25 protein-coding genes are annotated in these 24,137 nt (G+C 58.6%); 17 read left to right on the forward strand and 8 right to left on the reverse strand.

What is annotated here, in order from left to right:
- The first annotated feature begins 30 nt into the window (after nt 1-30).
- From XI02_RS10335 to XI02_RS10385, 11 genes are all read left to right on the forward strand, one after another.
- The gene (locus XI02_RS10335) at nt 31-549 is read left to right on the forward strand and encodes a nodulation protein NolB (protein ID WP_233475196.1); all 519 of its coding nucleotides are present in this window, start codon (nt 31-33) and stop codon (nt 547-549) included.
- Nucleotides 550-1,425 (forward strand): type III secretion system inner membrane ring lipoprotein SctJ, encoded by an 876-nt coding sequence (gene sctJ, locus XI02_RS10340; protein ID WP_016844756.1) that lies wholly within the window; start codon nt 550-552, stop codon nt 1,423-1,425.
- Nucleotides 1,426-1,448: 23 nt separating this feature from the next.
- Nucleotides 1,449-2,069: a nodulation protein NolU gene (locus tag XI02_RS10345; protein ID WP_276325804.1), complete on the forward strand. Its 621-nt coding sequence runs from the start codon at nt 1,449-1,451 to the stop codon at nt 2,067-2,069.
- On the forward strand, nt 2,066-2,689 hold the full coding sequence (gene sctL / locus XI02_RS10350) for a type III secretion system stator protein SctL (RefSeq protein ID WP_016844754.1): 624 nt from the start codon (nt 2,066-2,068) through the stop codon (nt 2,687-2,689). The genes XI02_RS10345 and sctL overlap by 4 nt, the downstream gene beginning before the upstream one ends.
- The gene (gene sctN / locus XI02_RS10355; RefSeq protein ID WP_026192326.1) at nt 2,686-4,041 is read left to right on the forward strand and encodes a type III secretion system ATPase SctN; all 1,356 of its coding nucleotides are present in this window, start codon (nt 2,686-2,688) and stop codon (nt 4,039-4,041) included. Before sctL ends, sctN begins: the two co-directional genes overlap by 4 nt.
- Nucleotides 4,017-4,553 carry a YscO family type III secretion system apparatus protein gene (locus XI02_RS10360; RefSeq protein ID WP_018269951.1) on the forward strand — a complete coding sequence of 179 codons (537 nt, stop codon included), beginning with the start codon at nt 4,017-4,019 and terminating at the stop codon, nt 4,551-4,553. Before sctN ends, XI02_RS10360 begins: the two co-directional genes overlap by 25 nt.
- A 113-nt stretch (nt 4,554-4,666) precedes the next feature.
- Nucleotides 4,667-5,668, forward strand: a complete 1,002-nt coding sequence (gene sctQ / locus XI02_RS10365; RefSeq protein ID WP_016844751.1) for a type III secretion system cytoplasmic ring protein SctQ — start codon at nt 4,667-4,669, stop codon at nt 5,666-5,668.
- Entirely contained in the window at nt 5,661-6,326 is a 666-nt protein-coding gene (gene sctR / locus XI02_RS10370; RefSeq protein ID WP_016844750.1) for a type III secretion system export apparatus subunit SctR, read from the forward strand. Before sctQ ends, sctR begins: the two co-directional genes overlap by 8 nt.
- A 2-nt stretch (nt 6,327-6,328) precedes the next feature.
- Nucleotides 6,329-6,604, forward strand: coding sequence for an EscS/YscS/HrcS family type III secretion system export apparatus protein (locus XI02_RS10375; RefSeq protein ID WP_016844749.1), 276 nt, complete (start codon nt 6,329-6,331; stop codon nt 6,602-6,604).
- A 10-nt stretch (nt 6,605-6,614) separates the two neighbouring features.
- The gene (gene sctT / locus XI02_RS10380) at nt 6,615-7,436 is read left to right on the forward strand and encodes a type III secretion system export apparatus subunit SctT (protein ID WP_016844748.1); all 822 of its coding nucleotides are present in this window, start codon (nt 6,615-6,617) and stop codon (nt 7,434-7,436) included.
- The gene (locus XI02_RS10385) at nt 7,433-8,470 is read left to right on the forward strand and encodes an EscU/YscU/HrcU family type III secretion system export apparatus switch protein (protein WP_194483393.1); all 1,038 of its coding nucleotides are present in this window, start codon (nt 7,433-7,435) and stop codon (nt 8,468-8,470) included. The genes sctT and XI02_RS10385 overlap by 4 nt, the downstream gene beginning before the upstream one ends.
- Nucleotides 8,471-8,598: 128 nt before the next feature.
- On the opposite strand, the gene XI02_RS10390 is transcribed toward XI02_RS10385, so the two are convergent.
- Genes XI02_RS10390 through XI02_RS10405 form a run of 4 tightly spaced genes read right to left on the reverse strand, consistent with a single transcriptional unit; the run spans nt 8,599 to nt 11,878 of the window.
- The gene (locus tag XI02_RS10390; protein ID WP_016844747.1) at nt 8,599-9,264 is read right to left on the reverse strand and encodes a CpaD family pilus assembly lipoprotein; all 666 of its coding nucleotides are present in this window, start codon (nt 9,262-9,264) and stop codon (nt 8,599-8,601) included.
- Between the two features lie 10 nt (nt 9,265-9,274).
- Nucleotides 9,275-10,729, reverse strand: a complete 1,455-nt coding sequence (locus tag XI02_RS10395) for a type II and III secretion system protein family protein (protein WP_016844746.1) — start codon at nt 10,727-10,729, stop codon at nt 9,275-9,277.
- A 28-nt stretch (nt 10,730-10,757) separates the two neighbouring features.
- Nucleotides 10,758-11,447: a response regulator transcription factor gene (locus XI02_RS10400; protein ID WP_026192327.1), complete on the reverse strand. Its 690-nt coding sequence runs from the start codon at nt 11,445-11,447 to the stop codon at nt 10,758-10,760.
- 41 nt (nt 11,448-11,488) lie between these two features.
- Nucleotides 11,489-11,878 (reverse strand): hypothetical protein, encoded by a 390-nt coding sequence (locus tag XI02_RS10405; RefSeq protein WP_125459152.1) that lies wholly within the window; start codon nt 11,876-11,878, stop codon nt 11,489-11,491.
- Nucleotides 11,879-12,773: 895 nt separating this feature from the next.
- Here XI02_RS10405 and XI02_RS10410 point away from each other — a divergent pair.
- Both XI02_RS10410 and XI02_RS10415 read left to right on the forward strand, forming a co-directional pair.
- A complete protein-coding gene (locus XI02_RS10410) occupies nt 12,774-13,256 on the forward strand; it encodes a hypothetical protein (RefSeq protein WP_155258733.1) in 483 nt (160 codons plus the stop codon).
- A 961-nt stretch (nt 13,257-14,217) separates the two neighbouring features.
- Entirely contained in the window at nt 14,218-14,601 is a 384-nt protein-coding gene (locus XI02_RS10415) for a VirK family protein (RefSeq protein WP_225161277.1), read from the forward strand.
- Between the two features lie 360 nt (nt 14,602-14,961).
- Here XI02_RS10415 and XI02_RS10420 read toward each other — a convergent pair whose 3' ends face one another.
- Genes XI02_RS10420 through XI02_RS10430 form a run of 3 tightly spaced genes read right to left on the reverse strand, consistent with a single transcriptional unit; the run spans nt 14,962 to nt 16,980 of the window.
- Nucleotides 14,962-15,720: a hypothetical protein gene (locus XI02_RS10420; RefSeq protein ID WP_016844741.1), complete on the reverse strand. Its 759-nt coding sequence runs from the start codon at nt 15,718-15,720 to the stop codon at nt 14,962-14,964.
- A gap of 40 nt (nt 15,721-15,760) precedes the next feature.
- Complete coding sequence (locus XI02_RS10425; protein ID WP_016844740.1) at nt 15,761-16,414, reverse strand: hypothetical protein; 654 nt, start codon at nt 16,412-16,414, stop codon at nt 15,761-15,763.
- Complete coding sequence (locus XI02_RS10430; RefSeq protein ID WP_016844739.1) at nt 16,405-16,980, reverse strand: hypothetical protein; 576 nt, start codon at nt 16,978-16,980, stop codon at nt 16,405-16,407. Before XI02_RS10430 ends, XI02_RS10425 begins: the two co-directional genes overlap by 10 nt.
- A gap of 810 nt (nt 16,981-17,790) precedes the next feature.
- On the opposite strand from XI02_RS10430, the gene XI02_RS10435 reads away from it, so the two are divergent.
- Both XI02_RS10435 and XI02_RS10440 read left to right on the forward strand, forming a co-directional pair.
- Nucleotides 17,791-18,480: a methyltransferase gene (locus XI02_RS10435; RefSeq protein ID WP_016844738.1), complete on the forward strand. Its 690-nt coding sequence runs from the start codon at nt 17,791-17,793 to the stop codon at nt 18,478-18,480.
- Between the two features lie 139 nt (nt 18,481-18,619).
- Nucleotides 18,620-19,903: an FAD-binding oxidoreductase gene (locus XI02_RS10440; RefSeq protein WP_016844737.1), complete on the forward strand. Its 1,284-nt coding sequence runs from the start codon at nt 18,620-18,622 to the stop codon at nt 19,901-19,903.
- A gap of 135 nt (nt 19,904-20,038) precedes the next feature.
- On the opposite strand, the gene XI02_RS45215 is transcribed toward XI02_RS10440, so the two are convergent.
- Nucleotides 20,039-20,569, reverse strand: coding sequence for an SPASM domain-containing protein (locus XI02_RS45215; RefSeq protein WP_225161279.1), 531 nt, complete (start codon nt 20,567-20,569; stop codon nt 20,039-20,041).
- Nucleotides 20,570-21,935: 1,366 nt separating this feature from the next.
- On the opposite strand from XI02_RS45215, the gene XI02_RS10450 reads away from it, so the two are divergent.
- A complete protein-coding gene (locus XI02_RS10450; protein ID WP_026192328.1) occupies nt 21,936-23,174 on the forward strand; it encodes a cytochrome P450 in 1,239 nt (412 codons plus the stop codon).
- A gap of 237 nt (nt 23,175-23,411) precedes the next feature.
- On the forward strand, nt 23,412-23,753 hold the full coding sequence (locus XI02_RS10455; RefSeq protein ID WP_240537172.1) for a hypothetical protein: 342 nt from the start codon (nt 23,412-23,414) through the stop codon (nt 23,751-23,753).
- Nucleotides 23,754-24,137: the final 384 nt, after the last annotated feature.

Consider the following 24,137-nt stretch of genomic DNA (forward strand, 5'->3'; position numbering starts at 1 on the left):
AGACAACGCCTGGTTTCATCAACGAGCGCAATGACTCCTTATATGATGTTAGGCGCAACGCCGATCTCACCCAATTCAGCCGACTGTCTTGCCAATGCCTGCTCGCCGGCAGCCGCCGGCGAGCAGGCGCACTTTGAGCAGTCTCTTGCGCAAGCGGCCTCCGACCAGAGTGCCACCTCATCGGTCGCAGATAGAGCCGCAGTCGTTCCGCCGGTATCGGAAGTGCAGCGCACGAACACGCTAGCGAATCCGCCGGGCGATCGCATCCTTCAAGCGCTTTCTACCATGTACCACAGTCATGTCGGTGCTCCGGCGGTCGGTAGTGTGTCGTCTGCGCCGAGCGTCATCCAGCCCGGACCTGCCGCGCAGCCGCTATTGCAGCCGCTCGACATCGGCGCGCATGAGACAGTTAAACCGGTAGCGGCAGATTTCGATTCGATGGTGGTGAATCTGCGGGATGTCTACCGGGACGTCGTTCAGGTTTCCCTTGTCTCTAAGAGCACCAGCGCCGTGAGTTCGTCGCTGAACAAGCTGCTTTCGGCGGGCTGAATGAAGCTGATGCGTGGTGTGATGTGCAGTGCGGGCAACGGCAGCCGTCAATCGTGGCGACGGCTTCGCGTTTGCCTTGCTCTGCCCCTTCTTGTTCCGTTGCTCGGCTGCAAAGCTGATCTCTACAGTAAGATTCAGGAGCGTGAAGCCAATGAGATGCTTGCGCTTCTCCTTGGCAAGGGTGTCGATGCAGCTCGTGTTGTCGCCAAAGATGGGACCAGCACGATCCAGGTCGAGGAAAGGCAGCTCGCCTATTCGATTGACTTGCTGAATGTTGAGGGGCTGCCGCGCCAATCTTTCAAGAATCTTGGCGAGGTATTCAAGGGATCGGGCCTCGTTGCGTCGCCGATCGAGGAGCGGGCCCGTTACGTTTATGCCCTCAGCGAGGAATTGTCGCGCACCATTAGCGATATCGATGGCGTCCTTTCCGCCCGGGTCCATGTGGTCCTTCCTAAAAACGATCTGTTGCGGCAAGATGCGACCCCGTCCTCAGCGTCGGTTTTCATCCGACATGGCTCCAACGCAAAGCTCTCGGCGCTGTTGCCTCAGATCAAGATGCTCGTAGCCAACAGCATCGAAGGGCTGTCCTACGACAAGGTGGCTGTGGTCTTCGTGCCGGTTGAGCGAACTCCGCTTGAGCAGCCAGCGTCGCCGACAGCCGCTTCAGCTCAAAGCGCAAAATCTGCTTCAACGCCGTGGCTTGCGCTTGGGGTTGGAGGCGCCGGCGCCATATTCGTCATTGCATCTTATGTGTTGCTCGGTGCGCGTCTTCGTCAGTTCGGGCAATCATCGCGCAACCTGATCATGTTCAACAGGCGTTCGAATGTGCCCGCCGTTCAGGCTGCTGGTAAAAAGATCATGTCTGATTCGACATAGCCAGGACGCTCATGTCGGTATCAATGTCTTCCACCGAACCCAATCGTTCGTTCACGCTGGCTTCCGATCGATTGCGCGAGCTTGTTGTCTCGATCCACCCAAGCCGTTTTGCTGCCTGTCTTGATCCGCTGCTGTCGCCTGCCACGTTGCTCCGACTACAGCAGAGTTTTAGGCTGCAGCCAAGACTGGCCGCACTGTTGGTCGGCCACGAAGTCGATGTAAGCGGAGCGGGCTGGAACGAGGATCCTTTGCTCGGGCATGATCCGCGGCGGGCTGCCCTGTTCGCCGGCAGTATCTGGCATGCACGCTCCGTCCTGAAGCTGGTTTCAAAGCACGATCTGTCAATTTTGGTCGAAATGATCGGTGCTGAAGCGCATGCTTTCGCCATCCGGCATTTATCCAGTGCGGTCGCAACAACGCCTATTGCCGATCCCGAACGCCTGTCGCGACAGATTGAACACGACGGGCATGCCTGTCTTGGCGCCTGGCTCGACAAGGCTCCAGCGCTCGACCGTATCCGCGTGCTTCTACGCCTGCCCGTTGGGACCGCCGTGGACAATCCGGCGGCTGAGCACCGTTGTGCCGCGGGCCCGCTGCTCTCCTTGGTTATGACCCATTTGCGGGCGGAGGCCACCACGGTATGACAGTCGACGTCCCAGCATTGCCTGTGACCCCGCAGTTCCGCCCGCTTGGACCCCTGATCCCGGCAGCCGAGCTCAAGATCTGGCATGAAGCCGTGGACGCGCGGGCCGCTGCCGAACGGCACCTGCAGCGTGTTCGCAGCTGGGGACGCAAAGCTTATGAGCGGGAACGGTGGCGCGGTCATGCCGAGGGCGTCAAGGCGGGCGCAGAGGAAATGACGCGACTGATTGCGCAGACTGCGTGTGAACTCGCGCAGCGAAAAGCCGTTCTGGAGCAGCAGTTGCCCGAATTGGTCATTGAGATCGTGCGCGATTTGCTTGGCGCCTTTGATCCGGGAGAGATGCTGGTGCGCAGTATTCGTCACGCGATCGAGCAAAAGTACAAGAACACGGAAGTTTGCCTTCACGTATCGCCCTTAAAGGCCGATCTGCTTGCCAGCGAATTCGCAGTTTACAATGGACAGGAGGGCCGGCCCAAGGTCAGGATCGAGCTGGATCCGGCGCTCGCGGCGGACCAATGCGTTTTGTGGAGCGAGTTTGGCAATGTCGACCTCGGACTTGCCGCGCAGCTCCGCGCGCTTCGTTTGGGGTTTGGCTTGCCTTCGCACGAAGGTGAGCCATGACCACGCAACGACCGACCCATAATGCTGCGGCTGAAGAAGGGGCAGTCCACTCCGCACTGTCATCCTTGAGATCTTCCGCTAAGCATATCGACACGCGTGCCGTCCGCGGTCGGATCACGCGGGCGATCGGTACACTGCTCCATGCCGTCCTGCCGGAGGCCCGGGTTGGGGAACTATGCCTCTTGCAGGATCCCCGCAGCGGATGGTCGCTCGAGGCCGAAGTGATCGGTTTGTTGCCGGACGGGGTGTTACTCACGCCGATCGGTGACATGGTCGGCTTGTCCAACCGTGCGGAAGTCGTCACGACCGGGCGAATGCAGGTAGTGTCGGTCGGCCCCGATTTGCTCGGCCGCGTGATCGACAGTTTCGGTCGTCCGCTCGATGGTAAGGGCCCCATAAAGGCTGGCGAAGTGCGCCCGCTGCGTGGTAAGGCGCCTAACCCCATGAAACGACGCGGTATCGAACAGTCTTTTCCGCTCGGCGTTCGTGTCCTGGATGGGCTCCTGACATGTGGAGAAGGCCAGCGGATCGGAATCTATGGAGACGCCGGTTGTGGCAAGTCGACACTGATGTCGCAGATCGTCAAGGGTGCAGCCGCCGACGTCACGATTGTCGCGTTGATCGGCGAACGCGGCCGAGAGGTGCGTGAATTCATCGAGCGCCATCTTGGCGAAGCGCTCCGCCGCTCGGTCGTCGTTGTTGAGACCTCCGACCGTTCGGCCATGGAGCGGGCTCAGTGCGCCCATATGGCGACGGCGCTGGCCGAATATTTTCGTGATCAGGGGCTGCGCGTCGTTCTTATGATGGATTCCTTAACGCGCTTTAGCCGCGCGATGCGCGAAATCGGCCTTGCCGCAGGAGAGCCTCCGACCCGGCGCGGATTTCCGCCGTCCGTCTTTGCACTGCTGCCGGGCCTGTTGGAGCGCGCCGGCATGGGCGAGCATGGCTCCATCACGGCCTTCTATACCGTGCTTGTCGAAGGTGACGGCACGGGCGACCCAATCGCCGAAGAATCTCGCGGCATTCTTGACGGGCACATCATTCTCTCGCGCGCGTTAGCCTCGCGAGAGCATTTTCCGGCAATCGATGTGCTGTCGAGCCGAAGCCGCGTCATGGATGCCATCGTGTCTGTTCAGCATCGCAAGGCCGCTTCCTTGTTCCGTGATCTGCTTTCGCGCTACGCCGAGGCCGAGTTCTTGATCAAGGTCGGCGAATACAAGCAAGGCTCCGATCCGCTGACCGACCGGGCGATCGCCTCGATCGAGGAGTTGCGCACGTTCCTGCGTCAGGGCCAGGACGAAGCATGCAATTTTGGGGAGACGGTGGCATGGATGTCGCGTCTGACCGCATGAACTGTGTTCATGCGTCGAAATTGCGGCTGGTGAAGGACATGAGGGAGCGGAGTGCCCTTCGTGAGCTGTCCAACATGGAAGCCAAGCGCCGCGTCGCAGATGAAGCTGTCGCACAGGCTTGCGAGCGGCTTGCAAATGCCGAAAGACACCGCGCAAGGGTCGAAGCCGAACTCTATCGGCAGATGTTATCGGAGAACGCGATATCCGTCAGCGAACTCGAGCGCCGCCACCATCTTATCATCGGCCGACTCGCAGAGGACATCGCGGCAGCCCAGCGGGTTCTTGACGAGGCGCGCTCCGCTCAAGATCAGGCCGAGACTGCAGTCCGTGAGGCGCGGACGCTTTGGGCCAAACGTTCGGCGGCGTCCCACAAATGGCAAGAGATCGAGCGTGACGTTGAGCGAAGCACCAATGCTCATGTTGAAGCCGCGACGGAAATCGAAGCCGATGATGAGGTGTTGCTTCGCTACCGCAGAGGCGCGTCCGCCCAAAGGGGAGACGAGCCGAGCTGATGGTCGATACTTCTACCTTAACGCCAGCATGCCGTGAGGAGCAGGCGTCGCCTGCGACCCAGAGGCCGGACGGATCGGTGCCATTCAGAGCGCAGCCGATCCTCTCGCATGCTGTGGTCTCGTGGCTCAATGAGATCGCGGTTTTCCGCGGACCTCTGCAAAGCCGTCTCGGCGACAAGCCGCTATCGCTGCGTATAAATCGGCTTGTCTGGCAGGTCGAGCCGACTGAGACATCGATGCTTGATTGTGTCTTTGACGCAGGCGGCGAAATGCTCGTCCTGTCCTTGCCCGTCCCGCTTGCTGAAGCGCTGGTTGCAACCGTACAGAACGGCCTGAGCTTACCTTCCGAGCCGACGCGTTCGCTGGTCCTTGAACTGGCGCTAGAGCCGTTGCTCGCTCCACTGGAGCGACTGATGCAGCGGAATTTGCAGCTTCTGCGCACCGATGAAGCGGCGAAATCAGGTCCATACCTGGAATTCGACGTCGCCTATGGTCAGCTCGCGAGTAAGGTTCGCCTGCTTTTATTCTCGTCTCTTGACGCTCTGGTTCCGCCAGCGTTCAGCGTCCTGGGCGAACTGCTTGGCCGATTGCCGCGACAGACGCCCAAGCTTCATTCTGAACTGCCTGTCATTGTCGCAGGCCAGGTTGGTTCGCTCCGCATCACGATCGGCCTTGTTCGTCAGGCACAGCGAGGCGATGCGCTGCTGCCGGACGCTATTCCGCTTGCTCGAGGCCAGGTCATCCTCACTGCGAGCGCATTGTGGGCTCCTGCCAAGATCGCCGGCGAAAGGCTGGTTCTGCGGGGGCCATTCCGCTCGCAATCCCACCCCCTGAAAAGTGGACACATGACGACACAACCCCAAGCACAACAGCTCCCCTCCGAGGCCGATATCGACAGTCTCGAGATCACGCTCGTATTCGAATGTGGCCGCTGGCCGATGTCGATTGGAACCTTGCGGAGCATCAACGAAGGCCATGTGTTCGAACTCGGCCGTTCGCTTGACGGCCCCGTCGATATTCTTGCCAACGGGCAGCGTATCGGCCGCGGCGATATCGTGCGGATCGGCGAGGAACTTGCCGTCAGGTTACGCGGCAGGCTGACGGTCAATGACTGAGATTCAACCCAGCATCCTGGCGCTTCTTGCGATCACGGTCGGCCTCGGCCTGCTCGCCTTCGCAGTCGTTACAACGACCGCTTTCATAAAGGTCTCCGTTGTGCTTTTCCTGGTGCGCAACGCGCTCGGAACCCAATCGATACCGCCCAACATTGTCCTGTATGGGGCGGCACTGATCCTAACGGTCTTCATCAGCGCGCCGGTGTTTGAGCAGACCTACAACCGCCTGACGGATCCGCAACTCCGCTACCAAACGTTCGATGACTGGGTGACGGCCGCCAAGGAGGGGCAGGAGCCGCTGCGCGCCCATCTGAAGAAGTTCACCAATGAAGAGCAGCGCCGGTTCTTCCTATCGTCGGCCGAACATGTCTGGTCGGAGGAGATGCGCGGCAGTGCCACGGCTGATGATTTTGTGATTCTTGTGCCGTCGTTCCTGATCTCGGAGCTCAAGCGCGGCTTCGAAATCGGCTTTCTTCTCTATCTTCCCTTTATCACCATCGATCTGATCGTCACGACGATTTTAATGGCCATGGGGATGTCGATGGTATCACCGACAGTAATATCTGTTCCATTCAAGCTCTTTCTATTCGTCACCATCGACGGCTGGTCACGTCTCATGCACGGGCTGGTGCTAAGCTACACGACGCCCGGAGGTTGACAATGAACGAAGCCAGCATCCTCATGCACCTGAGCCAATCGCTCGTGCTTTTCATGATCTGGGTTCTGCCGCCGCTCCTCGCAGCCCTGATTTCGGGATTGATCATTGGCCTCATCCAGGCGGCAACCCAGCTCCAGGATCAAACCTTGCCCCTGACGGTGAAGCTTCTGGTCGTCGTCGCCGTGCTCGCCGGCTTCTCTCCTGTGCTCAGTGCTCCGCTCATCGAACAGGCCGAGCGCATTTTCAGCGAGTTTCCTGCACTCACCGCAAGATACTAGCGGGACCTGGATGGCTGGCCTTTCACCCACCGATGCGCACGCTCTCGTCCAGGGCGGCATCGAACTTGCCGCGGCAACCGGCCTAAGCGCGGCCCGCGCCTTAGGCATCATGCTTGTGCTTCCCGTTTTTACGCGGCCGCGTATCAGCGGCCTGATTCGGGGCAGTCTGACGATTGCGATCGGACTACCGTGCCTCCCGCAGATCAAGCTCGGCCTGGAGGCGCTCGACCCGAACACGCGTCTGGTCAGCGTCGCCATGCTCGGCTTGAAGGAGGTCTTCGTCGGCCTTCTGCTCGGCATCCTGCTCAGTATTCCCCTATGGAGCATCCAGGCGGTCGGCGACATCATCGATACCCAGCGAGGAATCTCGAGCCAGGTTGCGGCAGAAGATCCTGCAACGCACAGCCAGGCGTCGGGAACCGGGCTTTTTCTCGGTGTCACTGCGGTCACGATCTTCGTTCTGGTCGGCGGCCTTCAGACCATGGTGAGCAGCCTTTATGGCAGCTATCTGATCTGGCCCGTGTATCGGTTCCTGCCTGCGGTCACGGCACAAGGGGCAATGGAATGCCTCGCCCTTCTCGATCATATCATGCTGACGACGCTATTGGTCGCCGGGCCCGTGCTGGCCCTGCTGCTGCTGATCGACGTGTCGGTCATGATGCTCGGCCGCTTTGCATCCCAGCTAAAGCTGAACGATCTTTCGCCTACGATCAAGAATGTCGCCTTCGGCGTCATCATGGTCAGCTACACCGTCTATCTCCTCGAATATGCGGGAGCTGAAATCCTGACGTCGAACAACGTACTCGAGCATTTCAAGAAGCTCTTGAAATGAGCGGCACGAGCGAGGAGAAAAAGCTTCCTCCGACACCCAAGAAGCTGCGCGATACACGCAAGAAGGGGCAGAGCGCGCGCAGTGCGGATTTGGTGAGCGGGGTCAGCGCCTGCGCCGGTCTTTCCTGTCTGTGGTGGAGAGCGGGAGCGATCGAAGACAAGTGGCATGAAACGGTCCGGCTGATCGACAAACTGCAGGAGCAGCCTTTCACGAGCGCCGTTCCGCAGGCGCTCAGCGGCTTACTGGAACTTTCGATCGCAACGGTCGGGCCTTTACTCGCGGCGGCCGTGGCAGCTGCCCTTCTGGCTAATGTTCTGGCCAATGGCGGCTTCATGATTGCTTTGGAGCCACTCAAACCGAAACTTGAGAAACTGGATCCCATCAAGGGCTTGACGCGGATCGCATCGAAACGATCGGCCATCGAGCTTGGCAAGACTCTGGTTAAGGTGGTGCTCCTCGGGACGTGCTTTTTCTTCACCGTGACCGCTAGCTGGAAAGCGTTGGTGTATTTGCCGGTCTGTGGCATGGGCTGTTTCGGATTGGTCTTCACCGAGGTCAAGCTGCTGGCCGGGATTGCGGGCGGGGCGTTTCTCGTCGGCGGATTGACTGATCTTCTGATCCAGCGCTGGTTGTTCCTGCAGGAGATGCGCATGACCGAAACCGAGGCCAAGCGCGAGAACAAGGAACAGCAAGGCAATCCGCAAGTGAAACGCGAACATCGGCGTCTGCGCCAGGAGTCCGCGAACGAGGCTCCCCTTGGCGTTCATCGCGCCAACCTGATCCTAACGGGATCCACAACCCTGGTTGGGCTGCGCTATGTTCGCGGCGAAACCGGCGTGCCGATCCTGGTCTGCCGTGGCGAGAGCGAAACTGCTTCCAAACTGCTTGGCGAGGCGCGCGCGCTGGGCCTCAAGGTTGTGGATGACGACGTCCTGGCGCGACAGCTGCTCGGCACAGCAAAGCTCGGCAACCCGGTTCCTTCGCAATATTTCGAGGCGGTCGCAAAAGCGCTTTACGCTGGCGGCCTGGTCTAGAGTGCTTCCGGGCGAAGCGGGTCCCGGTTCGCGTGAAGAAACGCGCCAGAGCGAAAATCTATAGAGACCCGTTCTAATTCAATCGGAACGAAAAAACCCTGGATCATCTTGACGGTGGCGCCAGCCCCTCATCGAGGGGGCTGTACGTCCCTCGTCGTCGCCGCGGGGGCTTCCGGTGTTGCCCTGTTGCTCCCTCCATCTTCCTCTTTGCTCTTGTTGGGCGGGGCAAAGGTGCCGTAGCTGGCAAGAGGACTAGCGGCGCGATCGCCACTACTTGTCATGACAGATCGATTGTCCAGCAAGTCGATCGGATCGTTGACCATGACTGCCAGATTGTTTCTGGTCGAGCAGCCAAGGGTCGGATCGAATGAATTGTCGTTTACCGCAGGTCCGACGATGGAAAGAGATGGACAAACGGGAGGATGGGCCTCAAAGGTGATGGCCTCGATCCGCACCCCGAAGCGGGCGGGCAGATCGATCGGGGAGGCGGCCAGGCGGATGTTATAGGGGGCGATGCCCATGGCACGGGCCTCGTGGGCCACTTGTGCAATGAGCCGGGGTGAGCCGGTGACATCAATATGGAGTGCATCCCGGCGACCGCCACTGGCATGCGCAATGAAATTCCGCAGCCGATGCCTTTCAGAGCCACGAAGGCTCTGCAAGAACAAGACGCTGCTCTTCTGTTCCACCTGGATCGCCTGCTCAGCCGGCTCGGAACGGACCGAAGCACTATTTGCGCATCCACCCAACGTTGCCGCCATAACGATCAAATGGCACAGATGTCGCAGAGTCATTTGACGATCCTCATTCGATGATAAAGCCGGCGCTGCCGGTCAATCCTGGTGCGCTGGTGCGGGGCGCATCGCGGTCTTTTGGCGGTCGCGCCAGCGTATTCGTCAAAATGCGGCCCGCGTCCGACGGCGGTGCGATGCGATCGCTCGGCGCACTCATCCGGCTCGGGTTCGATCCGGGCCGCACGATGTAAGGCGTGACGATAATGACAAGTTCGGTTTCTCGCTTTTGAAACGATGAGGAGCGAAACAGCGCGCCGAGGATCGGCACGTCGCCGAGCCAGGGAAATTCACCGATGTCGTTGTTGAAGTTGCGCCTAATCAGTCCGCCGATTGCAAAGCTCTGACCGCTGGCGAGCTCGACCACGGTGCTGGCCCGCCGCGTCGAGAGGGCAGGGACTTCCATGCCATTGATCTTGACTTGGCCTTCGCTCGACAGTTCGCTGACTTCGGGCTTCACACGGACATTGATCTGATTATTGTTGAGAACCGTCGGAACGAATTCGAGGCTCACGCCGAACTGGCGGAATTGAACCGAAACCTGGCGATTATCCTGCATCACAGGAATGGGGAATTCGCCGCCGGCCAGGAAGCTTGCGGACTCGCCGGACATCGCCGTCAGATTCGGCTCAGCCAGGATCGAGGCGAGGTGTTCGCTGGCGAGCGCGTCGAGAACAGCGCTGAGATTGGTATTGCCGGCGCTGAACCCGATACCGATCGTGCCGCCGCCGCCGGCGGCGCCAGACCCGCCATCTTTGCCGCTGATCAGAAAAGCGCCGTTCGGGCTGGATGCGGTGAAATGGATATTGAGATCCTTGACGGCGCTGCGGGAGACTTCTGCGACCCGTACGCTGAGATTCACCTGCAACGACCCGGCGACCTGGATCTTGTTGACGACCAGTGACCCGGCCCCAAGAAACTGCTCGGTAACTTTCTTGGCGGTCTCGACGACTTCGGCATTGGGCGCCGTACCGCTTAGGATAGCGCCGCGTGGGGTATAGCTCACGTGGATCGGATAGTCGCCAACCTCGGCTCGAAGCGTTGCTCGCAGGTCCTCGATCGGCTGTGTAACGACCACGCGCAGCTCGGCGAGAGCCTCGCCGTTTTCGTTCAGGGCAAAGAGGCTGGTCCGTCCGGATTTCTTGCCAAACACGAAGATCGTCGTGTTCGACGGTGCCTGATAATCCGCAATCGTCGGGTCAGCAACAAAGATGCTGGTCGCCGCAGCGGTCAGATGAACTGTCTTGCCCTGTGAAGAAGTCAGGTTCAGCGTGCCGGAGGTGCCGCCCGGCGCCGCGCGTGGCGGTTCTCCTTTGCCATCCCGCTTGATCTCGGCTGCCGCAGCAGATGAAAACAGCATAGCAAATCCGCACAGGACGTAGCAGAGGCGAGATAAACCGGCAGAGCGCGACGCGCTGGCGACCATCGACGGCTCATCGGTGCCGGCAGCATTGTAAATGACCTTCAAGGGATTGTTGCTTTCGAGTTCGATTTAATCAGGCAGCCGAGGCTGCCTCAATGAGTTCAAGGGTGTAACCGACGCCGCGCGCGGTCTTGATCCTGAGCGTCGCACCCGACTGGCTCAAATGCGTGCGCAGGCGATAGATCCCGACTTCCAGCGCATTGGTCGAGACCTCATCGTCGAACGCGTACAGGCTGTCCTCCAGTGATGCGCGCGGCACGGTGCGGCCGGCACGGTTGAGCAAATGTTCAAGAATGCACACTTCGCGGCGGGCAATCTTCAGTATCCGACCACCGACCGCGACTTGCCTCGCAATGGGGTCGAAGTGCAGATTGCCGAATGTCACGAGCGGCGCCGTCATTTGCGTCGACCGCCGCAGAATGGCCCGCATGCGTGCGATGAGTTCCTCGGTCGATACGGGTTTGGGGAGGAAATCGTCCGCGCCCGCATTGAAGATCGCAATCCGCCGGCCGAGATCGTTGAGACTGCTCATCATAATGGCCGGCATCGAGCGTCCCTCGCGCCGCAGCTGCTTCAGCCAATCCAAGCCGTCTCCATCGGGCAGAACCAATTCGAGCAAAAGAATGTGATAGTTGGCGCAATCCAGCGCGGCCGCCGCCTCATCCAGCGTGCGTGTCACGTCAACTGCGAACCCGCAATAGGGGAGCGCTTCCTTCACAGCACGGGCAAAGTCCGCATGATGATCAACCAGGAGAATTCGCATTTCATCGCCTCTCGTCCATACACGCCAAGACCTTAAGCGCGTCACGGTTGACCAAGAGGTTCGACGAAACTGACAGACGTCCGCCTTGGCGTGAGCGCCAAAGTGCGGCAGCGACGAAGCGGAGCGTGGTGGCGGGCGATCAATCCCGGTGACATACTTATCATGAGATTGAAAAATGCGATGACCCGACGGTGACTGCATACGTCGCCGGCGATGCCGAGCGGGCCCTTTATGCCGGGAAGAGATGCAAAATCATTCACGAGGCCGCAAGCGGTTGCAGCAGATTGGCGGATCTGAGCATTGATCGCAGAGATGTCTGCACGCACTGAGTAGCCGTCTTCGATCGTGATGGCGTTAGAGCGCGCAATCGAAGCCAATACCCAGGAGCGAGCCGATGGATTTGTGGCTGAACAGCCTGGCGAAACCGACATTGTTGGAACTCCCCACCACTTCCACCTTGCCCCGGCCCCGCGGTCAATCTTGCTATGCTGTCGAGCCTGTGGCGTCGCCAAGTCCCGATGAGGCAAGGTGTTCCGCGTGAATGACAATTTCAGGCCACGCATCTGGACGATGCCTCCGGCGCAGCGATGTACGACGAACAGATCGATGTGCCTTCCGACTACTGAGAAAACCGCTCCCTAGCCGGTGATAGACATGCAGGGCGCCAACGATCCCGATGTTTTGCCGCGTCCAATGCTGCGCCCCATCGACAAGTCGTGAATGAGGGGCAGATAGGGGCGCTGCTTGTCGGGGTTAGGACGCCTCTGATCGAGGTCATTGCGCCAGCTGCATCTCATCTTGGATGAGCGGCGGCGGAATGATCGAAGCTCGAGTTTTTGGTTGCGTGGTGCACGGACAGTGCGAGGTAAACAGAGCCTGCTTTCGGCCCGAATGCTAGATCCTGATCCGGCTGCAACAGGGGTCGCACTGATTCCTTCGCGCTGCACGTAAGCGGTGTTGAGAACACGCCGTCGACAGGAGTGATCGATCCGTGTGACCGAGCGAAGTGGTGTGGCGTTGAGTTTGAGAGACGTTCGCAATTCTTGCTACCTGTCGGGAAGTGTTCGCGCGAGCGCGGTTGTGTGTCGCGAGGTTGTCGGAAATCCTACAATCTGACGTTGGGTGAGATTCAAGTGTCTTTAACAATTGGTTACAACGTACCCTCAAACTTGTGCGCGTCTTGAGGCGACAGCGAGGCAGTCTGGACACGGTCACAGCTTTGAGGATCTCTGTCGGTCTTACTTTCTCCAACGTCGTGAGCATCTCGTCTCTCCAAATTCTATGACGCGCAGTCTGACCTGCAACGATGGCATGAGGCAGCCATACTTGCTGCGCGTTAAGGGCGAAGCCGTTGCGCGCGTAAGCGTGCGATTGCCGGATCGCCTCACACGTGGCGATTGGCAGGCTGACTTTGGCTGGCCGCAAGAAGCGTTGATCTGGCGCGTGATCTTCTGGATGCAGACGCGCGATTGCCGAAGTGGAATTGACCGGCAAGGGATTGGACAGAGAATCGATTGTCACACCACATTCCTGAATGCTGCCTCCAAAGATCGCAACCGACTATGGGGGCTTCATGCAGGATCGGCAAAATCAATTGTTTTGATGGAACGCATTCAAAAGGCGGATAGGCGTAGAGCGGCTGCGCGGCTTGCCGTGTTTGATGCGGCGTTTACTGCGCTTGACGGTCTTCAAAACGCGCGTCCCGTATTTCGCCGAAGGCGTTCTCCGGCTCACGACACGGGTTCGGTCTCGGGCACGAACGCGGCGACCGGATCGATGTCAGGCAATAGCCGAAGCCCGCCCGAATGAGTGACGTCAAAGATCAATTTGGAAGGGCAGGTCGAAATGGGCACCACGCGTCGGACCTCAAGTCATCTAGCTGCTGCTCAAAGCTTGCTTGATGCTAGGACCTGTGTGCCGGCGCGTCGGTGTGTGCGCTCAGCTCGTCTGGCTGCCGGTCCACGCGGTGAGGCTGCTTCAGGACGCCGTGAGCCTCAAAGGGAGTATCTGCGGGATTCCGTGGATCAACATTCATTCTTCTTCCATCTCCCCTCGAGTGCCGGCCGTTGGCATGGAGTTTTGCAGGTGCAGCTTTCGAGAAGCTGACGGACCAGGAAGGAAGCCAGTATCCGTTTGAGGGGTGCCGGATGAATTCAGTTCAGTGAGGTGAGCGGTCAGCCAGACAGAAGCCACGCAAAGCGATATATTTGAAGTCGACACTGCTTTGTGCCATCTGGCGTTCCTGTTTTCGACGAGGGCGAGATCGGGTGTCTTGACTGAGCTTGTTCGCCCAGCCACCCATTGTCGGCCATCCCCGCGGGCAGAGAGTCCTACCAGGTCTCAACGTGGACAAGCTGGCAGATGCGGTTGGTCGAAGTCTTCTTTCGGAAATCGCCCGCTTAGGCGCATTTGGGGCCGCTCGGTCATATCGGCCTCCGTTGGATTGGCGCGACCGGTTGCCGTTTGTAGTTCTAGGCGGCCGGCGGTCGATCGAATCGTTCCAGCGATGTCGTACGAGCTCAGGCCACTTTAGTAAACCTGACCTACGAGGTTGTGACGTCGGAATGGCCGTCACAACCACTTGTGCTTGGTCGCGACAGGTTGTTTTTGTCGCAGGGCGCGGCGTGCTTGATGTCTGGAATCCGCCAAACGGCTTGCGAGGACGACGTCTTGCAGCGTGCGATCTTTGGTACTTATCGAGGGAGATGAGCATATGAAGTGTACTGGCAAAGGGCTGACGATCCTGTTGTCCCTGCTTTCGGCCGCAAGCATGAGCACGATGGCGAGAGCCGACGAGCCTTCGCCAAAATACACGGAGGTGCTCAATGCCCTGCAGACCGGAAAGAACGTGAAGCTCATCCTGGACATGAGCCGCTGTGCCAACGCGGAGGGTAGCAAGCCTGCGTCGGCGACGCAGGCCGGTCTGGTCATCAATGCCTTCAGGGTGACGCCCCAGAACGGCATCAGCTTCGCCAATGCGCACCAAACGGTGGACAGCGCGGGACATGCCGTCACCGAGTACATCCGCCATAGCCTCAGCCGCGAAGGCAAGCTCACGGTGCGGGCCTCGAAGCTTGTCGTCGGGACCACCGAACTTGTGCACCAGGGCGAATTCATCTGCGACCTGCCTGATGGCGCGAAGTTCATCTGGTAAGAAGAGCACGGCGCAGGACCCCACTTCGAAGCTGTTTCCTTAACCGCGTGGATGCTTCACCGAGCATGGCACGATAATATAGATCGTGAAGACGGCCGGATTGTCTCTGACCGTCTTTCGTCTGGGCGTCCGAGTTGCACGAAGGTGCGCCAGTTCGCTCAAAGGCGCCATATGAGGGCTGACGATCCTCATCGGATCTTTGTGATCGGAGGATCGCCAGTGCCGGCTATGCTGGTATGATCAGGAGCCAAGGGCCCTCATCAAACCAAAAACCGGGTCGCCAAAGTACGTTCGCATCCTTGTCCGCGACCCTAGTGAGACATTCTTTCCAATCCGAATGGTCCACCGGCCGGTGATGATTCACGTTTGATCGTCGGCCAAGCCATGGTCTTGTAGCGCGTTCGCATCTTGTATCCCGATGGTTCTCGGGTCTGCTCGGCTGAAAGTGCCGTCGCTGCCGAATGCGACGACAACGTGATAGATACATCGCCGACGAGCCCCTTGTTTAGCCAAATAGCGGCCGATGGAAGAGAAGAACGCGGCCTCCAGGTAGGCTTTCGGCTGTGTACGGTTTGGCGCCAGCGCCGAAGGGGCGTCCTCGCGCCATTCGAAAGGTGCGGGTGCATCAAACCCTGGCGCAGGACCGACGTCGATACCCGGGGAAGCCCTCCCCACCGCACGCGTCGCTTCGCCCAGCAAAGCGGGCCGAGGGTGGTGAATGAGTTGAACGTCGTTGGGTCCTCCCGGTCCCAACATGGCCGTGTAGCGTTCGCCGCCGATCTCGTAGTTCATGACCGGATATTCCGCAACAGGCAAGAAGTCCCACTTGCCCAACGTGGATAGCATCATGTCAGGAGCCAGCTGGGTGCGATGCGAGAAGTCCTTGGGAACGGCAAACGACACATCGAACGTATCGCCGACAGCGGGAGACCGCAGATGGATGAGCTGAACATCATTGGGCCCTCGCGGTCCCAACACGCCCGTATAGCCTTCACCGCGAATATCGTAGGTCTTTACCCACTGTGCTGCATCGGGCAACAGACCCCATCGACCCAGCTTGGAGCGCATCATATCCGGCGCAGGCTGGGTGCCGTGGGAGAAGTCCTCGGGAACGGCCAAAGAAGCATCAAAGCTGTCGCTGGCTGGAAAGGACGTCCGCTCAAGTGGTCTGGGCCGCAGCGCCTTGGTCCATCATCCGTCCAAAATAGTTTTCAGGGACGAAATTCGGCCGCGGGCTGGGTCGCCAGGTCACGGCATCGAAAAGCTCCTCCTGGAGGAAACTTTGCACGGGCGATGAAGTCGCCGAGTGCATTCGTTGCCAACCGGTCACGGCATCGAAAAGTTCTTCCTGAGTGAAACTTGGCGCGGGCGATGAAGTCGCTGAACGCATTTGCTGCGAAAGCAATGGTGCATCGAAGCCAGGAGCTGAAAGCTCGCTGCTCTGCTCCGCGGTATCGAAAAGCTCATCCTGGGCCACACTATGTATCGGAGAATGAGGGGCTAAACTTGGCTCGTGCCAAACCTGCAGAGTATTGAAACCATCAGCCGGTAGTGAGGCGTCGCGATCCGCAGCGCTCCCCAAGCGCTGTTCATCGACCGGCCGCATGGGCAAAGGAGAGGGCGGTTGAATGACCTGCCGCGAACTGCCTCCTTCTGCGCCCAAATTACCCCGCCCGACGATCGCGCGATAGTCGCGGAGAGCGTTCAAGGCGGCGATGAGCGTCTTGTCATTTCGAAACAAACGGACTGCGTGGCCGAGCAGTTTGTCATCGCTGAGCTTGGCAATGGACGACGGGCGGAGCGCTACCGCCAACTTCCGCAGCCCGCTCGCATAGCCCCCGGCCTTTTTCTCGCCGATCTGTCGACCAAAACGTGCCTCGGCAGCCTCCCTGATGAGACGCTCATCTTCCCTGGAAGGACGATAATGTGTTCTGAGGGGGAGAGCGTCTGCGTCAGGCTCGCGGTACCGACTGACCATTGACAATGCGGGGCGATCACCTTGTCGTTCGGCAGCAGCTTTCTAGCGTGTCCGAGCAACGCATTGTCATCGAGGCCAGAAATTGATTTGCCATCCTGCTTCAGCGCTTCAGCCAATTTGCGAAGCCGACGATCATAAATACTGACGGTGGTAGGCCTCGGCGGTAAATCTCGCTTGAGAGCAGCGCCGGATGCCGCCTGGATGAGGCGATCGTCCTCCTCGGTGACATCATAAAGCTCTCTATGGGAATATATGGGGTCGGCCCCTGGCGCGTCCAGCAGGTGCTGCTCGAACTCCGCTTGCGGCTGTTGCGGTTGTTCCGCGGCCGCATTGGATGCAGCCGAATCATGATCAGCTTGGTTGATAGTGCTCAATCGGTCCATGATCTCGTCCGCCAGCATAGCTCTGTGGTTCCTCGCTACTGATGTTAACTTTCCAAAACCTGACGTGACTTCCCGTCAGGTAGAGTGAACGAGGTCCGGAAAGTGTCTGCTCCGAGGCGCTGCAGCGCGGATCGCAGACACAAAGAGGGGATTGTGATAAAAGTGGGCGCGGGTTGAGGAGTTGAGCTGCAACAAGGGTATGCCGCTCCATTGATGATCGCCTCCTTATCTCGATTCAGGCGATCGGCGCTATGATGGCGAAGGCCGGTATGGCGTCGGCGAGTTTTCGATCGTCGGAGGCAAGCGCAGGGTGAAATATCGCTTTTTCTTAAATCAGCTAGATAGCCATTGGGGCGGCATCAAATCGTGAATTGTGCGAAATCTTGTCTATTCCTGACGAGCTCTCGTCGAAGTTTCCAGGTCGCAACTTCTGATTTCCGGTCAACCTGCCGTGAGAATAGCTGCGAGAATAGCCGCAACACGAAGCCATTCGTACGCCAACTTGGTCATACGTGTTCGGAGTCCGACACCGCCGGAGACAATCGTCGGGGCGGCAGAACATCAGAGCTGCCGGCAGTCGTTCTCCAAGGAAAATCAGAAGCCGAGCGCTTTGAATTCCGATGGCACGGCCGTTGCTTATTGAGAGGCAATGACAGTCGGCGAAGGCGCAAAGCGCATTCAGACACGTTGGGACAAACCTGCCCGAAACTCTTTAAACCGGTAGGCCCTGTACAGTGCAACAGCAGGCGCACTTGCTCAATAGGGCGTTCCATCGATTGGATGGCAGGACGATGAGGCAAAGCGCGCGCCAGGGAACTGGAGATTTGAATGACTGCCCCCAAAGCCATATCGGCGCGGCGCCAAACGACCGATGTAGACGCTATGATCGCGGATCTGCGGTCATGCGAACACCCGCACGACGTGGAAGTGTGCGGTATGCTCTTGCACATTCTCCCCGGCGTTCTGTCGCCACGCCTAAGTCACGCTCCCGACGCCTTGATATCGAAGTGGCACATCCAATCTGGAGCAACAGTATGGGATTTGGGATGCGGATCAGGCGTCCTGGGGCTGGCGGCACTTCGCGCTGGGGCAGAACACCTGGTGGCTCTCGATATCAATCCGCAAGCCGTTCTCACCACAAAGTTAAACATCGAGCGGTTAGGTCATTCCAAGCAGGCAGAAGCGCGCCTCAGTGACATCTATTCTGCGCTGCAGCCTGAAGAAAAGTTCGACCGTATTTTGTTTGCCGCCCCGTACTGGAACCGAAAAGCAAGGGACGATTTGGAGCGCTCCTGCTTTGACGAAGATCACAGCGCCATGGCCTCAGCTCTCGGCGGAGCGCATAATTGGCTCAACGCCAACGGCCTGATGTATGTCGTCTTTTCTGATCAGGGAGATATTGGGCGCGTCTTGAACTTGATCGATAATAGTAACCTGCGTGTTAGAAATATGCATATTTTCCGACCATCGATTCATGGCGGGCATATCCGGATCATCTGGGAGCTCACGATTCGATGAAGCCTCTTCGGCTCCTGGATCCGCCAAGCGCTGCTGCTGGTCAAACTGCTAAAGTACCGGTTCACGACTCGTTCGGATCGGTAGTTCGATAGCGAAGACCGCCGGCCGAGTTTGATGCGTTGCAGAACGAGTTCGTCGGATGCAAGGCAATCGCAAGTCGCACGGCTTATGGGAGCTCACGGCGCCGGCGCCGCCGTATACCGGTCCTCTCGTGGGTGATTTGCAAGCCGATGTCGTTGTGATTGGCGGTGGATATACTGGACTCTCTGCGGCTATCCGCCTCGCGGAGGGCGGCGTGCGCGTCATTCTGCTGGAGGCATCCGAAATTGGATTCGGTGGTTCCGGGCGCAACGTCGGGCTCGTCAATGCGGGTATGTGGGTCATGCCCGACACGCTCTCAGACACGCTCGGCTCCCCGTTTGGAGAGCGGCTCATCGAATTACTGGGTGGAGGACCGCAGGAGGTTTTTGCACTGATCGAGAGATATGGGATCGACTGTGAAGTTGAGCGCGCGGGGACCCTGCATTGCGCGGTCGGCCGCAGGGGCTTGGAGGAAATCCAGATTCGTGCCGAACAGTGGCAGAAACGCGGCGCTCCGGTCGCGGTGCTTGATGCGAAGGAGACGCGCAGAAAGATTGGCGGTGGCAACTATACCGGCGCGCTGCTCGATACGCGCGCCGGTACAATACAGCCACTGGCCTATGCGCGCGGCTTGGCGCGCGTTGCGCTTGCGGCGGGCGCGAGGATATTCGCGCAGACTGAAGTCCTCACAGTCCACGAAATGGGGTTGCGCTGGAGGGTCGGCACGGCAATGGGATCTGTGTGTGCTGAGTGGGTAATCGTCGCTACCGACGCCTACGGCAAAAGACCTTGGTTGCGGATTCAGCGAGAGCAGATCCGTCTACCTTACTTCAATTTGGCAACGCGGCCCTTACCAGATCGTCTCAGGACCTCAATCTTGCCCGAACGACAAGGGGCATGGGACACCCACGAGGTCCTTTCCTCGTTTCGCTTCGATCAGTCCGGCCGTCTGGTGTTCGGCAGCGTTGGCGCTCTAGAGGGTATCGGCACCTTGGTTCACCGAGCCTGGGCGGTCAGGTCGCTACGTAGGCTGTTTCCGCAGCTCGGCGACGTCGAGTTCGAAGCCGGCTGGTTCGGGATGATCGGGATGACTTCCGACCACCTGCCGCGCTTTCACAAGCTCGACCGTAACCTCGTGTCCTTCGGCGGTTACAACGGGCGCGGGATTGCACCTGGGACCGTCCTCGGCCGGGTGTTGGCGTCCTACGTTCTCGGCCGCCTTGCGGAAGAGGACCTACCACTTCCAGCTGCGCCGGTTGAATATCGGCGGTTTCGTGCCGCCCGTGAGGCCCTCTACAGCGCAGGCTCTCAACTGGTTCACCTCACTGAGGCGCGGCTCTGATCCGCCTCGTGTCAATCGCATATCCGATCCGGCGGTTTCCATCGGTTTGGCCGTTCCCGGCACGTGGCGAGCGAATTGGCATCGGTCGCGTTCTTCAGAGAGAATCTTGACATCCACACTCGTGCAGGCCGGCCGTCACGTCTGTTGGTCGGCATCCATATAACATCCCGACGTCTGCGGGTGAGCAAACTCGCACATCCTGCAGAGCAGAAAGCCATCCATTCCGTTCATGCGATCGGCGATTTCGTGAAAAATTGGGCTTTCGAAGAGATATGCGTATTCGTCGCGCAAAAGATTGCCCAGGACATGACGCCGCTCAAAATCCATCCCGCACAGAGTAACGTCGCCGTTTGGTAGAAGGACATTCCGATGTTGTTGTTTGCCAATACACGTCAAGGGTCCGACGACGGGCTGTCGCGGTTTGATGATATTCGACTCTAGACGTCCTCGGCTGTTACTCAGCGGACGCAAGCGCTGCAGCGCTTTTGCGGGAATGGTGTCGGCGAGGTCCGGATGGACTTTGCCCAGGACAACGAATCGAATCGAGGGAATGTTCGCCTCGACGAGTCGGCGCATGACATTGAGATAGGACTTTCCGACGAGCCGGCTGTTCATATAAGTGCCGTCATCAGGAACGTGGACGATGAAAGCCCTGAACTGCAGCATTTGCAAGCGCCGAATGTCACTCCCGTTCATTCCGACGAGGGTCGTGAAAATTCGGATCTGATGCCCACGTGCGTAAGCATGCTCAACCATCCTGGTGCATTTCGGATGGAGCCAAGGCTCCGAGTAGCCGGCAAAACTGATCTCGGTAGTCCTCGGCACGCGTGCAAGACACCGCTCGAAATCCTGAAGACCTAGGTACTTCGCTTGAGACACGGGTCTTTGCCGATCAGCGAACTTGTCTTGGTGGCAATAAGTACACCGGACGATGCATCCTGCGGTCGTCGTTATCTCCAATACCCGGCGACCAGGATTGGCAGCGCGTAAGTTTTGTAACACCATGGGATATGCCGTCATTCTGTCTGGTCCTTTCAGGCGCCGGAGCAAGAAATTGCGAGAGGGAGCGCAGCGTTCGATGAGCAGCCGCTTGCTTTGCTCCTCACGGATTGCAAATACAGGATATGCAGGTTGGCGAAATGACCTAGACCAAGCTCCTATCTCGTCGCTAACAATGCTCCGAGCTCGGCCACGCCTACCGAAGCCTGGATAGGCCTGGCGTGCCAACTCGGCTCTCTATGCGTTGGCCGTCGCGTAGCACCGCTGGCTGTTACTTACATCTTCGTTCCGAGTCAGCGCCACGCCAGATGCTGGGCTCGGTGTTCTCGCTAGAATGGTCTGCGGAGATGCTTCCGCAGCCGTAGCGATGCGGAACCGGCGCCGGATCCGCCCAAGCGGCACATCCTAAGGCTTTCCGATGGCAGCGCAGGTTCTGAAACATCTTTCTATTTGTCGCGCAAGCGATTGCGCTCGCGAACTGTTTGGGCGCCATCAATGCGATGGACAAGCGGTCGAGCATCGCAAGCTCTTGGCGGCGATAGTTCCTATTCCCGTTAGATGGCAAGTTGCTGGTCAGGATGATGAATGAAGCACGCTTGTTGCCATGTTGAGAACCAAATTGGCCTTTCTCGGCGGAGCGGTGCTAACTGATTTCGTCGACGACGATCAGCGTGGGTCGTGGTCACCGCACGATCCCGCGGCCAATATGCGGCCGCGGGGAGCCGAAAACGTCGTATCTGGCACCTAGTGGCTCACATTGCGCTGTTCGGTGGCGCGAGCAGCGATCTAGCTGGCATTGGGCGACGCCTGTGTAGCGAGGATTGTTCTCATCAATCCACTGGGGCAAATCGAGTTAGAAAGTCAACGCCATCCTTACCTGCCGGAACTGGTAGGGGTGACTGCCCGCGCTTTAGGATACTCTGTTGGGGCGACGATCCGCTCGCAACAAAACGTCACGGCAGCTCGAAACGATGGATCGCGACCTGTGGATCCGCAAGCTCTCAAGAGAGCAAAATCTGCGGAGGCGATCGTGATAACGCAATTGGTAGACTACAGAACCGACGGCGCGTTTAAGATCCCGCTGAGCAATCTGGACGTAAGCGAAGCCAAGCGCTTTCAAGATGATAGCATATGGGGTTATTTCGAGCGGCTGCGAAGGGAAGATCCCGTTCACTACTGCCAGGATAGCCCCTATGGTCCATATTGGTCCATAACGAAATACCGCGATATCGTAGAGGTAGATACTAATCACAAGATATTCTCGTCGGAGCAAGGCGTCACTATTGTCGACGTGCCTGACAGGCACTGGACGCAGAGTTTCATCAAGATGGGTCCGCCTAAGCATCGCGAGCAGCGTGATACTGTAAGTCCGATAGTCGCGCCGGAAAACTTGACGAAACTCGAGAGCTTGATCCGTCGTCGCGTCAGGACGATTCTGGACGGCTTGCCGCGCAACAATGACTTCAATTGGGTGGATAGGGTCTCCATCGAATTGACGACGCAGATGCTTGCCACGCTATTCGACTTTCCATTTGAGGATCGGCGTCTGCTGACCTATTGGTCGGACGTAGCTGTTGCAATGCCCAGAACTGGCCAGCCGATCGATAGCTGGGACAAGCGAAGTGCGATCTTGTCCGAGTGCCTGGATTATTTCACAGGCCTTTGGAACGAGCGCATCAATGCCGAGCCACGGATGGACCTGATTTCCATGATGGCGCACTCGCCTGCAACTCGACACGTGGAGCCGAGTGAGTTTCTTGGAAATCTGATTCTGCTGATCGTCGGTGGGAATGACACCACGCGCAATTCGATTACCGGCGGCCTCCTGTTCATGAACCAGCACCCCTCCGAGCTGCGAAAGCTACGCGATAATCCGAAACTTGTCTCGAGCGCCGTGTCCGAGATTATTCGTTATCAAACGCCCATCGCACATATGCGCCGCAACGCCGCGGCCGATAGCATCGTCGGTGGGAAACAAGTCAGGAAGGGCGACAAGGTCGTCATGTGGTACATCTCAGGAAACCGCGACGATGAAGTCATCGAGAACGCCGAGCGCTTCGTCATCGACCGCAGGAACGTGCGGCAACATCTTTCGTTCGGATTTGGGATCCATCGCTGCGTTGGTCGACATCTTGCGGAGCTGCAGCTGAAAATCCTCTGGGAGGAGATTTTGAAGGCACGACTGGAAGTCGAGGTTGTCGGCGAACCCGAGCGAATTGCGTCGAACTTTGTGCACGGTTATTCCGCTCTTCCTGTGCGGATTGCAGCCTAGGCTTCGATCCCTCGAATCTGGCGACCGGCCCCGGGGTGCGGCTTGGTCGGCGCGAAACAATCGCTGCATGTTGAGATCCGGTCTGCAATTGGGCAGGCTTTGAGACGCCTGCGAGCAGCGATAAGTAGCGACGCATAATCCACTGGCACCTCCAAGAGGCAAGATCACCGATACCTCCGAGTGTTCATCTGCGGCGCTGACTTGGATAGTTGGAATCAAGGGCCGATGAGCTTGACAGTGAAGATTGTAGCAGTGGCCGCGATTTTCGTTGGAGAAGCGCTTTCGATAATCGCGGAGTTGATTGCCTCAAGGCAGTTTGGCAAGGCCGGCGGGGATGTCACAATGCTCCTGCCGATGTTTGTGCTGATATCCGTCGGTGGCGTCCTGCTCGTCTTCGGATACGCGCTGGGCTACATGCATCTCAAGAATATCTGGATCATTGTCGCGATTTCAGTCGGAGCTATTCTGGTCGTGGAGCCAGTTCTCGCCTTTATACTTTTTCGTGATGTGCCGACGGCCGGTTCGCTGGTCGGGTTGACGCTCGGTGCGCTTGGCACGGTCGTTGCCATTTTTTTATGAGCGTTGCTCAACGGGCTCGGATGGGCGGGAGCTGCGAAGGAGTCCCTCAATATGGGTTCTGCTCGATCCGAAGGTGAATACAGATAATGCGATTTTGATCGAAGATTTAGACCTATTTAAATTGTGTGCGACCGTGGGTGTGCAGGTTCTTGGATTTAAGACTCGTATCTCCTCCTCGATGATGGGACGTACGGCGGCCGAAGGTCTCTCCCCCTCGACAAAGTCGGGGGATGCACCTCGCCGCAATGATCAAGCCGTTTCAAGATGCTGGCATTCTCGTGGCGGCTCTCCGCTATTCGAGATAGCCCGCCAAGTCCGTGCAGACGAACGCGACGCTGGATAGTGTCTTGCCCCGTCGCATCTGCCGCGGCTTGTCAGTATGGA

It is taken from the genome of Bradyrhizobium sp. CCBAU 21365, assembly GCF_015291305.1.
Lineage (GTDB): Bacteria > Pseudomonadota > Alphaproteobacteria > Rhizobiales > Xanthobacteraceae > Bradyrhizobium > Bradyrhizobium elkanii.

Excerpts from the sequence above, each read along its gene's own strand:
- sctR (WP_016844750.1), top strand. The coding sequence starts at position 5,661 with ATGACTGAGATTCAACCCAGCATCCTGGCGCTTCTTGCGATCACGGTC.
- XI02_RS10360 (WP_018269951.1), top strand. The coding sequence starts at position 4,017 with ATGGATGTCGCGTCTGACCGCATGAACTGTGTTCATGCGTCGAAATTG.
- XI02_RS10405 (WP_125459152.1), bottom strand. The coding sequence starts at position 11,878 with ATGTCGGTTTCGCCAGGCTGTTCAGCCACAAATCCATCGGCTCGCTCC.
- XI02_RS10375 (WP_016844749.1), top strand. The coding sequence starts at position 6,329 with ATGAACGAAGCCAGCATCCTCATGCACCTGAGCCAATCGCTCGTGCTT.
- XI02_RS45215 (WP_225161279.1), bottom strand. The coding sequence starts at position 20,569 with ATGCTGCAGTTCAGGGCTTTCATCGTCCACGTTCCTGATGACGGCACT.
- XI02_RS10440 (WP_016844737.1), top strand. The coding sequence starts at position 18,620 with ATGCAAGGCAATCGCAAGTCGCACGGCTTATGGGAGCTCACGGCGCCG.
- sctN (WP_026192326.1), top strand. The coding sequence starts at position 2,686 with ATGACCACGCAACGACCGACCCATAATGCTGCGGCTGAAGAAGGGGCA.
- XI02_RS10335 (WP_233475196.1), top strand. The coding sequence starts at position 31 with ATGACTCCTTATATGATGTTAGGCGCAACGCCGATCTCACCCAATTCA.
- sctJ (WP_016844756.1), top strand. The coding sequence starts at position 550 with ATGAAGCTGATGCGTGGTGTGATGTGCAGTGCGGGCAACGGCAGCCGT.
- XI02_RS10435 (WP_016844738.1), top strand. The coding sequence starts at position 17,791 with ATGACTGCCCCCAAAGCCATATCGGCGCGGCGCCAAACGACCGATGTA.
- XI02_RS10390 (WP_016844747.1), bottom strand. The coding sequence starts at position 9,264 with ATGACTCTGCGACATCTGTGCCATTTGATCGTTATGGCGGCAACGTTG.
- XI02_RS10345 (WP_276325804.1), top strand. The coding sequence starts at position 1,449 with ATGTCTTCCACCGAACCCAATCGTTCGTTCACGCTGGCTTCCGATCGA.
- sctL (WP_016844754.1), top strand. The coding sequence starts at position 2,066 with ATGACAGTCGACGTCCCAGCATTGCCTGTGACCCCGCAGTTCCGCCCG.
- XI02_RS10415 (WP_225161277.1), top strand. The coding sequence starts at position 14,218 with ATGAGCACGATGGCGAGAGCCGACGAGCCTTCGCCAAAATACACGGAG.
- XI02_RS10400 (WP_026192327.1), bottom strand. The coding sequence starts at position 11,447 with ATGCGAATTCTCCTGGTTGATCATCATGCGGACTTTGCCCGTGCTGTG.
- sctT (WP_016844748.1), top strand. The coding sequence starts at position 6,615 with ATGGCTGGCCTTTCACCCACCGATGCGCACGCTCTCGTCCAGGGCGGC.
- XI02_RS10385 (WP_194483393.1), top strand. The coding sequence starts at position 7,433 with ATGAGCGGCACGAGCGAGGAGAAAAAGCTTCCTCCGACACCCAAGAAG.
- XI02_RS10430 (WP_016844739.1), bottom strand. The coding sequence starts at position 16,980 with ATGCTGGCGGACGAGATCATGGACCGATTGAGCACTATCAACCAAGCT.